This window comes from Naumannella cuiyingiana (assembly GCF_013408305.1).
Lineage (GTDB): Bacteria > Actinomycetota > Actinomycetes > Propionibacteriales > Propionibacteriaceae > Naumannella > Naumannella cuiyingiana.
In genome coordinates this window covers 455,825-469,165 of sequence record NZ_JACBZS010000001.1, presented here as the reverse complement: position 1 = coordinate 469,165, position 13,341 = coordinate 455,825, and the positions used below count along the sequence as shown (strand labels likewise).

The 13,341-nt window shown below is 72.0% G+C and carries 13 protein-coding genes; 7 read left to right on the top strand and 6 right to left on the bottom strand.

What is annotated here, in order from left to right; all coding sequences use genetic code 11:
- The first annotated feature begins 16 nt into the window (after positions 1-16).
- Positions 17-1,009 carry a GlxA family transcriptional regulator gene (locus tag GGQ54_RS01995; protein WP_179443866.1) on the top strand — a complete coding sequence of 331 codons (993 nt, stop codon included), beginning with the start codon at positions 17-19 and terminating at the stop codon, positions 1,007-1,009.
- An 83-nt stretch (positions 1,010-1,092) separates the two neighbouring features.
- Positions 1,093-4,044, top strand: a complete 2,952-nt coding sequence (secA, locus tag GGQ54_RS01990; protein WP_484549451.1) for a preprotein translocase subunit SecA — start codon at positions 1,093-1,095, stop codon at positions 4,042-4,044.
- Positions 4,045-4,047: 3 nt separating this feature from the next.
- Here the strand turns inward: secA and GGQ54_RS01985 are convergent, their stop codons facing one another.
- From GGQ54_RS01985 to GGQ54_RS01965, 5 genes are all read right to left on the bottom strand, one after another.
- Entirely contained in the window at positions 4,048-4,524 is a 477-nt protein-coding gene (locus tag GGQ54_RS01985) for an Rv3235 family protein (RefSeq protein ID WP_179443865.1), read from the bottom strand.
- 83 nt (positions 4,525-4,607) lie between these two features.
- Positions 4,608-6,113, bottom strand: coding sequence for a tripartite tricarboxylate transporter permease (locus GGQ54_RS01980; RefSeq protein ID WP_179443864.1), 1,506 nt, complete (start codon positions 6,111-6,113; stop codon positions 4,608-4,610).
- Positions 6,113-6,706, bottom strand: coding sequence for a tripartite tricarboxylate transporter TctB family protein (locus GGQ54_RS01975; RefSeq protein ID WP_179443863.1), 594 nt, complete (start codon positions 6,704-6,706; stop codon positions 6,113-6,115). The genes GGQ54_RS01980 and GGQ54_RS01975 overlap by 1 nt, the downstream gene beginning before the upstream one ends.
- Positions 6,703-7,731, bottom strand: a complete 1,029-nt coding sequence (locus GGQ54_RS01970; RefSeq protein WP_179443862.1) for a Bug family tripartite tricarboxylate transporter substrate binding protein — start codon at positions 7,729-7,731, stop codon at positions 6,703-6,705. Before GGQ54_RS01970 ends, GGQ54_RS01975 begins: the two co-directional genes overlap by 4 nt.
- 102 nt (positions 7,732-7,833) lie before the next feature.
- Entirely contained in the window at positions 7,834-8,406 is a 573-nt protein-coding gene (locus GGQ54_RS01965; protein WP_179443861.1) for a TetR/AcrR family transcriptional regulator, read from the bottom strand.
- A 37-nt stretch (positions 8,407-8,443) separates the two neighbouring features.
- On the opposite strand from GGQ54_RS01965, the gene GGQ54_RS01960 reads away from it, so the two are divergent.
- The 4 genes from GGQ54_RS01960 to GGQ54_RS01945 all read left to right on the top strand — a co-directional run bounded on the left by GGQ54_RS01960 (position 8,444) and on the right by GGQ54_RS01945 (position 11,818).
- Complete coding sequence (locus tag GGQ54_RS01960) at positions 8,444-9,262, top strand: MBL fold metallo-hydrolase (protein ID WP_179443860.1); 819 nt, start codon at positions 8,444-8,446, stop codon at positions 9,260-9,262.
- A 226-nt stretch (positions 9,263-9,488) separates the two neighbouring features.
- Positions 9,489-9,881 carry a universal stress protein gene (locus GGQ54_RS01955; protein ID WP_343045821.1) on the top strand — a complete coding sequence of 131 codons (393 nt, stop codon included), beginning with the start codon at positions 9,489-9,491 and terminating at the stop codon, positions 9,879-9,881.
- 6 nt (positions 9,882-9,887) lie between these two features.
- Positions 9,888-11,372: a wax ester/triacylglycerol synthase family O-acyltransferase gene (locus GGQ54_RS01950; protein WP_179443858.1), complete on the top strand. Its 1,485-nt coding sequence runs from the start codon at positions 9,888-9,890 to the stop codon at positions 11,370-11,372.
- Positions 11,369-11,818 carry a DUF6912 family protein gene (locus GGQ54_RS01945; RefSeq protein WP_179443857.1) on the top strand — a complete coding sequence of 150 codons (450 nt, stop codon included), beginning with the start codon at positions 11,369-11,371 and terminating at the stop codon, positions 11,816-11,818. Before GGQ54_RS01950 ends, GGQ54_RS01945 begins: the two co-directional genes overlap by 4 nt.
- Positions 11,819-11,825: 7 nt before the next feature.
- Here the strand turns inward: GGQ54_RS01945 and GGQ54_RS01940 are convergent, their stop codons facing one another.
- Positions 11,826-12,917 (bottom strand): Gfo/Idh/MocA family protein, encoded by a 1,092-nt coding sequence (locus GGQ54_RS01940; RefSeq protein WP_179443856.1) that lies wholly within the window; start codon positions 12,915-12,917, stop codon positions 11,826-11,828.
- Between the two features lie 118 nt (positions 12,918-13,035).
- Here GGQ54_RS01940 and GGQ54_RS01935 point away from each other — a divergent pair, with 118 nt between their 5' ends.
- Complete coding sequence (locus GGQ54_RS01935; protein WP_179443855.1) at positions 13,036-13,341, top strand: ArsR/SmtB family transcription factor; 306 nt, start codon at positions 13,036-13,038, stop codon at positions 13,339-13,341.

Below are 13,341 nucleotides of genomic sequence, written 5' to 3'. Positions count from 1 at the left end.
GTGCTAGGAATGACATATGCCGCGCAATTCCTCTCACGTACCGCGCCCGCACCGGGTCGTGATGATCACCGGCGACGGCGCGAACCCGTTCGAGCTGTCGGTCGCGACCGAGATCTTCGGCATCTCCCGGCCCGAGCTCGCCGTCGATCCCTACGCCTTCACCGTCTGCGCGCCGCGGCCGACCGTGCGCCTGCGCGAGGGCCTGCTCACCCTGACCGGCCTGCCCGGGCTGCGTACCCTCGACCGCGCGGATACCGTGATCGCGCCCAACCGCCCGGACGCCGGGGCCGGCTTCGACCCGGTCGTGCTGGCCGCGCTGCGCCGCGCGCACCGGCGCGGCGCCCGGTTGATCAGCTTCTGCACCGGCGCGTTCACCCTCGCCGCGGCCGGGCTGCTGGACGGCCGGCCGGCGGCCACGCACTGGATGTGGGCCGAGGAGTTCGCGCGCAGCTTCCCCGCCGTCGAGCTGCGCGAGGACGTGCTCTACGTCGACGACGGCGATGTGCTGACCGCCGCCGGCAGCGCGGCGGCGCTCGATCTGTGCCTGTACCTGATGGCAAAGGACCACGGCGCGGAGGTCGCGAATGCCGTGGCGCGGCGCCTGGTGTTCTCGGCCCACCGCGACGGCGGTCAGCAACAGTTCATCGATCGGCCGCTGCCGGCCGAGGGCTCGGCCGGACTGACGCCCGTGCTGGACTGGGCCCGGCGGCACCTCGACCGGCCGCTGACCGTTGCTGCGCTGGCCCGCCGGGCGGGGCTCAGCCCGGCCTCGCTGCACCGCCGGTTCCGCGCCGAGCTGGGCCTGACCCCGCTCGCCTGGCTGAACGCCGAGCGGGTCCGGCACGCCCGCCGGCTGCTCGAGACGACCGATCTGACCGCGAACCGGGTCGCCGCGCAGTGCGGGATGGGCGATGTCTCGACCCTGCGCCGGCTGCTGCGGCGCGCCTGCGGGCTCAGCCCGAGCGAGTACCGCAGGCGGTTCGCACCGCCGCGGGCGGCGGCTGGCTGAGCGCGGCTTCGGCCGATGCCTCTACGATGGAGGGCGGCGTGCCGAGCCGCGGTACGCCGATGCCCGAGGGACGAGGAAGACGCGTGGCTGTACTGGACAGGTTGATGCGGATCGGCGAGGGCCGGGTGCTCAAGCGCCTGGAGAACATCGCCAAGCACGTCAACGCCATCGAGTCCGACTTCGAGGAGATGACCGACGAGGAGCTGCGCGGCCAGACCGACGAGTTCCGCAAGCGGCTCGACGACGGCGAGACCCTCGATGACATCCTTCCCGAGGCCTTCGCCACGGTACGCGAGGCCAGCCGGCGAGTGCTCGGCAAGCGACACTTCGACGTCCAGATCATGGGCGGCGCCGCGCTGCACCTGGGCAACATCGCCGAGATGAAGACCGGTGAGGGCAAGACCCTGGTCGCGACGCTCCCGGCGTACCTGAACGCCCTGACCGGCAAGGGCGTGCATGTCGTCACCGTCAACGACTACCTGGTGAAGTTCCAGTCCGAGCAGATGGGCCGCGTGCACCACTTCCTCGGCCTGAGCACCGCGGCGATCCTGACCTCGATGACGCCCGCCGAGCGGCGCGAGGCCTACCACGCCGACATCACCTACGGCACGAACAACGAGTTCGGCTTCGACTACCTGCGCGACAACATGGCGCTGCAGTTGGAGGACTGCGTCCAGCGCGGCCACCACTTCGCCATCGTCGACGAGGTCGACTCGATCCTCGTCGACGAGGCCCGGACGCCGTTGATCATCTCCGGCCCGGCCGAGGACAATCACGACTGGTACCCCGAGTTCGCGCGGCTGGCCGCGTCGCTTACCCCCGGTGAGCACTACGAGGTCGACGAGAAGAAGAAGACGGTGTCCGTGCTGGAGCCCGGCATCGATGTCGTCGAGGACCGGCTCGGCATCGACAACCTCTACGAGTCGGCCAACACGCCGCTGATCAGCTATCTGCAGCAGGCGTTGAAGGCCAAGGACCTGTTCAAGCGCGACCGCGACTACGTGGTGATGAACGGCGATGTGCTGATCGTCGACGAGCACACCGGGCGCACCCTCGACGGCCGCCGCTACTCCGAGGGCCTGCACCAGGCGATCGAGGCCAAGGAGAAGGTGCAGATCAAGGACGAGTACCAGACGCTGGCGACCGTCACCTTGCAGAACTTCTTCCGGATGTACGACAAGCTCGCCGGGATGACCGGCACGGCCAAGACCGAGGAGTCGGAGTTCCAGAAGATCTACGGCCTCGGGGTGCTGCCGATCCGGACCAACAAGCCGATGATCCGCGAGGACCAGCGCGACCTGATCTATCGCACCGAGGAGGCGAAGTTCGACGCCATCGTCGAAGACGTCGCCGCCCGCCACGAGGCAGGGCAGCCGGTGCTGATCGGCACGGCCTCGGTGGCGAAGTCGGAGTTGATCTCCGCGCGGCTGAAGAAGGCCGGCGTACCGCACAACGTGCTGAACGCGAAGAACCACGCCAAGGAGGCGCAGTTCGTCGCCGAGGCCGGGCGCAAGGGGTCGGTCACCGTCGCGACCAACATGGCGGGCCGCGGTACCGACATCATCCTCGGCGGCAATGCCGAGTTCCTGGCCGACCGGGTGCTGCAGAAGAAGGGCCTGAATCCGGAGGACACGCCGGAGGAGTACGAGGCCGCGTGGGCCGACACCCTCGCCGAGCTGGAGGACCAGGTCGAGGCCGAGCACGCCGAGGTGGTCGAGCTCGGCGGCCTGTACGTGGTCGGTTCGGAGCGGCACGAGTCCCGCCGCATCGACAACCAGCTTCGCGGCCGGTCCGGCCGCCAGGGCGACCCGGGGGAGAGCCGCTTCTACCTGTCGCTGGGCGACACGTTGATGCGACTGTTCAAGTCCGACCTGGTCGAGTGGGTGCTGACCACGCTGAAGATTCCCGACGACCAGCCGATCGAGAACCGACAGGTGACGAAGTCGATCGAGAGCGCGCAGAAGCAGGTCGAGTCGCAGAACTTCGAGATGCGCAAGAACGTGCTCAAGTACGACGACGTGATGAACCGGCAGCGGCACACCATCTATGCCGACCGGCGCAAGGTGCTGGAGGGCGCCGACGTCAGCGAGCAGATCCGTGCCGCCGTCGACCGGGTCGTCGGGGAGACCGTACGCCGGCTCACCGCCGAGGGCTTTGCCGAGGACTGGGACTACGAGGCCATCTGGGCCGAGCTCGAGGCGCTCTATCCCGTCTCGCTGAAGCGCGAGGACTACGAGGGCGGCGACCTCAGCTCCGACGAGCTGGCCCAGGAGTTCGTCGAGGATGCCCGCGAGGCGTACGCCAGGCGCGAGACCGAGCTTGGCGAGGACAACATGCGCGAGCTGGAGCGGCAGGTGCTGCTCACCGTGCTGGACCGCAAGTGGCGCGAGCATCTCTACGAGATGGACTACCTGCGCGAGGGCATCGGCCTGCGCGCCATGGCGCAGCGCGACCCGCTGGTGGAGTACCAGCGCGAGGGCGGCGACATGTTCAACGCGATGATGGAGGCGCTGCTCGCCGAGGTCGTCGGATTCGTCTTCCGGGTGGAGGTGCAGCAGCCCGCGCAGCCGCGGGTCGCGGCCGTGACCGATGCCGACGGCAAGCCCGTCAGCGTGGCCGATCTGACCAATGGCCGCGCGCCCGCCGACGACGCGGACGCTGGCGATCACGGTGGCGGTGCCGATGACGCCGACGGCGACGATGACGCCGACGCCGACGCCGACGGTGCCGATGACGCCGACGACGCGGACGATGCCGACGGCAAGTCGGAACCGGACGCGGCCGACGACGGCGAACCGGAACTGGTCGGCGCGGCAGCCGAGCGGGAGGGTGCCGAGCCCGGCTCGTTGCGGATCAAGGGCGCCGGGCGGCGACGCAGCGCACCGAAGCTGCGCTACTCCGCCCCCGATGCCGACGGCGAGGCGACCGAATCGGCCGATGCCGAGGCCGACGAGTACGCCGGGGTCGGCCGCAACCAGCAGTGTCCGTGCGGCTCGGGCAAGAAGTTCAAGCTCTGCCACGGCAAGCGCGGCTGAGTCTCATGCGGCGGCGCGCAACCTGCCGGCCGCGACCGGCGGGCCGGCCAGCTCGCTGCATCGCCAGCGGCCGCCCGCCCGGTCCAGGCGGAAGCCGAGAAAGCCCGTCCGCTCGGCGACCCGATAGACCGCGACGGCCTCGATGGACCGGCCCGCGGGCCGGGCGACGACCCGCAGCAGCCGCGGCGCGTCCGGCGTGAGCGCGAGCCCCGCCAGCACCGCTGCCGGACCGGGCGCCAGCAGCGCGGCCACGCCGGCCGCCTCCCGGCGACCGGAGATCACCTCCAGGAACACCCGGGCGAACGCACCCGCGGTGCGGCGGGCATGCTCGCCCCGCGGTGGCGGCGCCGCCGGCGGGGCGGCGTCGCCGGTCGGCGGCGGAGCAGCGGCCGGCAGCGGCCACGGCGCCGCGGCGCACAGGATCTGTCCGGCCGGCTCGATGTCTGGCGCCGAGCCGAGCAGGTACGGGTGCGTTGCCATGCGAGCAGGCTGACACGGCGTACCCGCCGGGCGGAACGACCCTGTGGACAACCTCCGCCCGGGGGTTCGGTCTTCGCGCCTGCTCAGAGGTCGGCGCCGGCGCGCTGGCGTACCCTGCGGACCACGCTCCACACGATCGCCAGCAGCAGCAGCGCATAGATGGTGATGGTGATCGGCTCGGAGGCGAGCACCGTCCAGTCGTTGTCGGAATTCTGCATCGCCGAGCGCAGCGAGGTCTCCGCGAGCGGGCCGAGGATGACGCCGATCATCACCGGCGCGAGCGGCACGTCGAAGCGCCGCATGCAGAAGCCGATCAGGCCCAGCACGATCATCAGCCACAGGTCGATCGAGGCGCTGCTGGCGGAGTAGACGCCGAGGCAGGCGAAGAGCGTGATGCCCGCGTAGAGATAGGGCTTGGGGATGCGCAGCAGGCGTGCCCACAGCGGGGCGAACGGCAGGTTCAGCACGAGCAGCACGACCAGGGCGACGAAGAGGCTCGCCAGCAGCGCCCAGACCACCTCGCCGTTGCGCTCGAAGATCAGCGGGCCGGGCTGCATGCCGTACTGCTGGAAGGCGGCGAGCATCAGCGCCGCCGTCGCCGAGGTGGGCAGGCCGAGCGCCAGCAGGGCACCCATCGCCGTGCCCGCCGTCGCATTGCCGGCGGCCTCGGGGGCCGCGACCCCGCGGATCGCGCCCTTGCCGAACTCCGGCGACCCCGAACGCCGGTCGATGTTGCGCTCCAGCCCGTAGGACAACAGGGTCGGCACCTCGGCCCCGCCGGCGGGAATGACGCCGAACGGCAGCCCGATGCCCGTGCCGCGCAGCCACGCCGGCAGCGCCTTGCGGAACTCGCGGCCGGACAGGAACGGACGGCCCTTGCTCGCGATCAGCGACGTGTCGTCGCGTTGACCGACCCGGGAGGCCAGGTGCAGCACCTCGCCGAGGGCGAGGATGGACACGGTGATCACCACGATGTGGACGCCGTCGAAGAGCGCCGGGACACCGGCGGTGAACCGCTGGGTGCCGGTGATCTGGTCGATCCCGACGAAGGACAGGGCGACACCGATCAGCAGCGCGCACAGCCCGCGGACGGCGCTGTCGGAGACGACGGCGGAGATGGCGATGAACGCGAACACGGCCAGCGCGAGGTATTGCGGCGGACCGAAGCTGGTCGCCAGGGTGGCCAGCAGCGGCACCGTGAAGACGACCACGATCGTGGCCAGCAGTCCGCCGGTGAACGCGCCGATCGCGGAGGTGGCCAGCGCCTGCGGCGCCCGGCCGGACAGGGCCATCCGGTGGCCCTCGAAGGTGGAGGCGATCGCGGTGGAATTGCCCGGGGTGTTCATCAGGATGCCGGAGATCGAGTCGCCGAAGAGGCCGCCGAAGTACACGCCGGCGAACATGATCAGCGCCGCGGTCGGGGACAGCGTGAAGGTCATCGGCAACAACAGCGCGACCGCCATCGACGACCCGAGCCCGGGCAATACGCCGACGGCGGTGCCGAGCAGCGCGCCGAGCACCAGCCAGAGCAGGTTCTCGACGGTGAGGACGGCGGCGAAACCGGCCCAGAGCTCGGGGAGATGTTCCATCACTGTCCTCCCAGCCACAAGCCGGGCGGCAGCGGCAGCCCGAGCAGCCCGGCGAAGATCAACTGGACCGCGGCCGACAGCCCCAGGGCGAGCACCGCGTTGAACAACGGGCGGCGGGCCGCGGCCTCGCCCCAGCCCAGCGCGGTGGTCATCCCGAAGAACAGCACGGCGCCGGAGACCAGCCAGCCGACCGGTTCCAGGATGATCGCGAAGACGACGAGGCTGGCCACGGCCAGGCCGAGGGTACGCCAGTTGACCGGCGTCGGGTGGCTCGCATCGCCGGCGTGCTGCTCGCCCGGCCGCCGCCAGATGTCGACGGCATAGATCACCGCGAGCACGATCATGGCGATCGCCGCCGCCCACGGCATGGCCGTCGGCCCGAGCAACTCGTCGCTCTCCACGACCTCCATGGTCACCAGGCCGAAGATCAGATAGCCGGCGACGGCGAGCATGATCGCCGGCATCACGAAGGCGCCGTAGCCACGGGTCACCCGATCGGTGACGGGGGCCTCGGGCCGGGTTGCCTCGGGCCCGGTTGCCTCGGGGTTGGCCGCCTCGGGGCTGGCCGGGTCGGGGGTGGGGCGATCGCTCATATCAACCCCAGCTCCGCGAGCAGTTCGTCCACCCGGGTCTGTTCGGTGGCCAGAAAGGCGCCGAAGTCGTCGCCGGCGAGATAGGAATCCTTCCAGCGGTTGCGTTCCACGGCCGAGCGCCAGGACGGGGTGGCGATCATCTGGTCGACGATGCTGATCAACTCGTCACGCTCCTGGGCGGTGATGCCCGGCGGGGCGACGATGCCACGCCAGTTGACTAGGTCCACCTCCGGATACCCGAGTTCGATCATGGTGGGGATGTCGGTGTTCGGGAGCCGCTCCGGCGCGACGACGGCGAGCGCGCGCAGATCGCCGCCCTCCAACAGATCGCGGAAGTCGTTGAAGCCGCTGATCCCGACCTCGACCGTGCCGGCCTGCGACGACAGCAGGGACAGGCTCAGCTCGCCGCCACCGCTGTAGGCGGAGTAGACCAGGTCGGCCGGGTCGATCCCGGCGACGCCTGCCAACTGGGCGGCGACCATGTGATCGATGCCGCCCGCCGAACCGCCGCCGATGGGCAGCGCCGCCGGATCGGCCCGCCAGGCCTTCAGCAGGTCATCGAGCGTCTCGAACTTCGAATCCGCCGGGACCACGATCACCTCGAAGTCCTCCGCCAGGCGGGCGATCGGCGTGGTGTCGGCCAGGGTGTACTCGGAGTCGTTGCGGGCGATGCCGCCCATCATCACGGTGCCGGTGATCATCAGCGTGCTCGGGTCCCCGGTCATCCGGCCGAGCTGGCTGAGCCCGATGGTCCCGCCGGCGCCGGGCACGTTGACGACCTGCACATTGCGTACCAGCGGGGGCAGGTCGTCGTCGGACTCGCCGCCCGGGGTGCGCAGCGCCCGCTGCGTCTCGCGCGCCACCAGATCCCATCCACCGCCGGCCGCTGCCGGGGCGATCACCGTCAACCGGGATCTCAGATCGGAGCGCTGGCCAGATCCCGCCGCCTGCGCCACCGCGGCAACGGTCAGCGCGAGGGTGACGGTGATCGCGATGGCCCACCCGACCGGGCGGGGTGTCTTCATCGTGCCTTCCCCTGTTCGTCGCCTGTGTCCTCATCGACCGGCCGCGTGCTCCGGCGGACGTGGGTCGCCATCATGTCACGTCCGCCCCCCCGCGAGGGCTCCTCAACGACCGGCGGGTGCTGCGGCCAGCAGGGCGTACGCTGCGGCCGCTGCCCGGCGCTGGACGTCCGGGTCGCAGGTCGCCCGCGACAGCACGAAGCCGCCCTGGACGACGGCGGCGACCATCCCGGCGAGGTCTGCCGCCGGCAGGTCCTCGCGCACCGCCCCGGCCTGCTGGGCGTCACCGATGGCGTCCGCCAGCAGCGCGACGATCCGCCGGAACGCCGCACCGACCGGCTCGAGCAGGCGCGGGTCGGCGACCACCGCGGGGTCGTAGGCGAGCCCGCCGATCTTGCAGCCGGCCAGCGCGTCGCGCCCGGCCAGCAGGTAGCGGCGGATCCGGGTGAGGCCCGGCTCCGGGCCGGTCAGGGTGTCTACCGCGAACGCTTCGATGTCGGCGGCATTAGCGCCGATGGCGGCCACGCCCAGGTCCGCCTTCGCGGGGAAGTGGTGGTAGAAGCTGCCCTGTCCGACCCCGCTGCCCGCCATCACCTGACGCGGGCTGGTCGCCGAATATCCCGCCTGCCAGATCAGTTCGGCGCCGGTCCGGACCAGCCTGTCTCGATTGTCGGCCATGTCGTCACCATACCTAGAGGTAGGTATGGTGGCCACCATGACACCCACCGAAGAGGCAGTGACCGCGGTCCGGCAGGAATTCGCCATCGCAGCGATCGGCGGCCCGACTGCCGTGCTGGACTACGGCGGGCTGCGGTTCGTCACCGATCCCACGCTCGACCCGCCCGGGGACTACGGGGCCTACCAGAAGCTCGAGGGCCCGGCGGTCGCGGCACCGGCCCTGGGTGACATCGATGCTGTGCTACTCAGCCACGATCTGCACGCCGACAATCTCGACCGGGCCGGGCGCGAGTTCGCGCTACGCGCACCGGTGATCCTCACCGGACCGAAGGCGGCCGCCCGGATCGGCCCGCCGGCGATCGGGCTGGCCGAATTCGCGGAGCACCAGCTGCCGGGGACCAGGTCGCTCGTGCGGGTCACCGCGGTACCGGCGCAGCATGGACCGCTGGACGGCGAGCTGGATGAGGCCGGCAACGTGAACACCGAGGTCAGTGGGTTCGTGCTGGAGAGCGACGGCCTGCCGACTGTGTATCTCAGCGGCGACAACGCCGGCATCGCCCCGGTGGTGCGCATCGCCGCCCGGTTCCCCAGGATCGAGGTGGCCGTGCTGCACTGCGGCGCGGCGCGGGTGCCGGCCAAGAACTCCGGGCGGGCGCTGACCCTGTCGGCCGCGCGGGCGGTGGATGTGACGGCCCTGCTCGATGCCGCCCAGGTAATCCCGGTGCACCATCGGGGCTGGTCGATCTACAGCGAGGGGTTCGATGACCTGGACCGCGAGTTCACCGACGCCGGGCTGCGATCACGGCTGATCCCGGCTCCTGTTGGCCGATGGGCGATCCGCCGCGAGATTGCCTGACGACGCGTCATGGGCGCTCGCCTCAGCGCAGCGGCGCGGGTGCCGCGGAACCCTCGGGGAGCCGCTTCTGGGCGAAAAGCACGTCGTGCCAGTGGCCCAGCTTCCAGCCCGCTCACCCCCTGCCAGCTCTGCCCGGTCCGGGTCCGCCATCATGTCAGGGCCGCCGCCCCGCGAGGGCTCCGGCCGATGCCCGGGAAGGCGCGCGCGGACGTGCCATGATGGCCCTGTGAGCGTGGTTGCGGTGGCCTTCAACGACAGCGTGCCGGGGCGGGCGGCGCTGGCTCGCGCCGTGCTCGAGGCCGAGCGCGACGGCCGCGAGCTGGTCGTGCTGCACGTGGTGGAGGAACTGAGCGCCGACAGCCGCGAGCACGCCGATTTCAACACCCGGCGGGCGGTCGTCGCCGCCGGCGGGGACGAGAACAACGTCCGGGTGCTGATCGGGGCCCAGGGCCCGGATCCGGCTGGCGCGCTGATCGACCAGGCGATCCAGGCCGACGCCGACATGCTGGTGGTCGGCGGCCGGCACCGCAGCGCGGTCGGCAAGCTGCTGATGGGCAGCACCGTGCAACGGGTACTGCTGGACGCGCCGATGCCCGTCTTGTTGGTCAAGGCCGACTGACCGACGATGGCAGACCGGCTGTCCGAGCGAGACGTACTGCTACTCGCCCTCGACACCCATCACAATCCCGGACACGCCGGCGCGGTCGACGTGTTCGACCCGGCCGCCGACGGTACGCCGCTGACCCGCGACCGGCTGCTGGACCTGATCACCGAGCGGCTGGTCTATGTGCCGCGCTATCGCAAGCGGGTGCGGACGGTTCCGGGCGCGCTCGGTACGCCGGTCTGGGTCGACGACGCCGACTTCGACCTGAGCTTCCACGTCCGCTCGGCGGCGCTGCCCGCGCCCGGCACCCCCGAGCAACTGGCCGAGTTCGTCGGCCGGGTGAGCGCCGGGCGCCTCGACCGGTCGCGCCCGCTGTGGGAGCTCTACCTGGTGGAGGGCCTGGGCGGTGGGCGTACCGCCCTGGTCTGGAAGACCCATCCGGTGCTGGTGGACGGGATCGATGCGGTCGATCTCGGTCAGTTGCTGCTGGAGTCGGATCCCATCCCCGACGAGGCCGAGGAGTCGCCGTTCGGCACCGAGTGGCGACCCGAGCCGGAGCCGGGCCCGCTCGGGCTGCTCGCCGGCGCCGCGCTGGAGGCGGGCGGGGGACTGCCGTCGTTGCTGCCGCGCGCGCGTCGCGGGGCGACCGAGGCTCTGGGCGCGGTGGTCGCGGTCACCGAGGCCGTGGGTGGCACCGCCGGCGCGGTCGGCGATCTGCTCGGCGCGTTCGTGCACGGCGGACGCCCACCCACCGACTCGCCGCTCGGCGGGGCCGCCTCCCAGCAGCGCCGTTGGGCCGCGCTGGACCTGCCGCTGGCGAGGCTGCAGGAGCTGCGCGCCAAGGGGCAGGCGGCCGGCGCCCAAGAGGACACGCTCGGCGCCGTGACCATCAACGACATCGTGCTGACCGTGCTGACCGGCGCGCTGCGCGCGTGGCTGACCGGGCGCGGGGCCGCGCCGCGCCGCTCGGAGCTGGTCGCGCTCGCGCCGATGAGCGTGCGCGATGTCGACGGCGAGCCCAGCTCGCTCGGATCATCGGTCGCGCCGCTGTTGATGTCGCTGCCCGTGGGCGAGCCCAACCCGCTGCTGCGTCTGCAGCAGGTCGCCTTCGACACCCGCGCGTACAAGGACACCGGGCGCGCGGTGGGGGCCCGCGACATCTCCGAGATCGCCGGTTTCGCGCCCGCAACCCTGCAGGCACTCGCCGTGCGGGCCGCCCTGGGCAGCCGGCGCCGGCCCTACGATCTGATGGTGACCAATGTCCCCGGCCCGCAGCACAAGGTGTACGCCGGCACGGCACCGCTGGCCGCGACCTGGCCGGTGCTGCCGCTGGCGGCGGGGCACCTGCTGGCCGCCGGCCTGACCTCCTACGACGGGCGGGTGCATCTCGGCCTGACCGCCGATCGGGACAAGCTGGCCGACCTGGCGGCGCTCGCCGAGGGCGTACCCGATGCCGTCGACGAGCTCGCCGAGGCGCTGGACCGGCGACAGGAGGGGGCGCGATGAGGATGCTCGCCGCGATCGCCCTGTCGACCGAGCAGGCCGCCGGTCTCGCCGAGGGCGCCGAGCTCGTCGACCTGCGCGGGTACGCCCCGACGGCCGCGATGTTGGATGCCTTCGAGCTGTCCGCGGGCGAGGATGCCGAATATGTCGCCCTGCTGATCGCCCGGGCCGCGGGGCTGCTCGACGACGCCGCCCTGCTGGTCACCGCCGAGGTCGCGGTGCACGAGACCGAACCGGCGGAGTTCGGCGCGGTCACGGTTCCGGTGCTGCGGCTCGCCGATGTGCACGGCGTGTTCGTCGACGACGACCCGGCGGCCGCGGTGCGCGCCGCAGCCGCCGTCGAGGGCGCCGACCTCGACGAGGCCTGGGAATCCCCGGCCACGCAGACCTTTCTCGGCGAGCACGACCTGCTCTGGCATCACCCGGGAGAGCTGGCCGACCTGCTCTGAGCGGCGCTCAGGCGCCGGGGGCGAGCGACTCGATCAGCCCGTGCAGGCGTACCGCGTCGGCGAAGGTCGCGACCCGCGAGCCGCCGTCGGTCAGGTCCGCGGTGAGGGCGAGGTACTGGGCGGCGACGTGGCGGGCCTCGGTCGGCACCGCGAGCCCGGCCAGCGGGTCAGCCGCGGCGAGCGGCTGGGCGGGCCGCCCGCGGCGGATCAGCCGGCCGGACCAGCGGGAGAACTGTGGCTGGCCGGCGCCACCCGGCTCGTCCACCCCGGGAGTGGTCAGCTCCAGGACGCCGCCGTCGGTGTGCACCGTGAGCGTCGACCGCGGGTCGGGGTCGCCGTCGAAGGTGACGATCGCGCCGAGCCCGGTCGGCGTGCGGAAGGTACCGGCCAGCGTGTCGGGCGCGCTCGCCGCAACCGGACCGATGCCCTCGACCGCGACCCGCGGACGATGCACGACCGCGGCGCCGCCGACCGGGGTGATGCCACCGACGACCTGATCGACCAGGTCCGCGAAGTGCCCGGTGTGCACCTCGCGGTTGCCGGCGCCGCTGGCGCGGTCCAGGGTGTAGCGGCGCGGCTGATCCAGCGCGGCCAGCCCGCTGCCGCGCGAGGATCGCGCGAGAACGGTCTGGATCTCGCCCAGCTCGCCGGAGGCGAGCAGTCGGCGCGCGGACACGATCACCGGGTCGTGGCGCCCCTGCAGCCCGACGAACCCGCGCCGGTCCGGTCTGGTGAGTGCCTCCAGTTCCGCCGCCTCGCGCGCGTCCAGGGCAAGCGGCCATTCGCACAGCACATGCTTCCCGGCGGCGAGGGCGGTACGGACGAGTTGATCATGGGCCGGCACCTTCACGGTGATCACCACGACCTCGACCGCCGGGTCGGCGGCCAGCTCCTCGGCGCTGGTGTGGCCGGTGGCGCCGGTGTCCGCGGCGGCCTCGCGCGCCGACTCCGGCCGGGTGGTCGAGACGGCGGTGACCACCGGGGCGGGCAGTCCCGCATCGGCGAGCGCGGCGATGGCCGGCAGGTGCGCGCGATAGCCCCAGCCGTGGCCGCGGCTCGCACCGACGATCCCGATGCGCGGGGGAGGGGGTGGGGTCATCAGTGGTCGTCCTCTCGCTGTTCGGGCCGGATCCGGCACCTGTGTTCGAACTTTTCGAACCTGTTCGCACGCTAGCATGGTGTTCGAAGTATTCGAACCATCGACTCGTGGAGGCGGCATGACCGAGATCGCCGCAGTGCTGCATGCGCTGGGCGACCCGGTACGGCTGGAGATGGTCGGTCGGCTCGCCGACCGGGGGGAGCCGCAGCCCTGCGGGGCGCTGTACGACGACATCGCGAAGTCGACGGCGTCGTACCACTTCCGGCTGTTGCGCGAGGCGGGGCTGATCGAGCAGTACGCCGAGGGCGGCCGCACGCTGAACCTGCTGGCCCGGGCCGAGGCCGATCGGCGCGCCCCCGGCGTACTCGAATCGGTCCTCGCGGCCCGGTCCGCCCGCGCGGCGCGCACCGATGGGGGACAATGA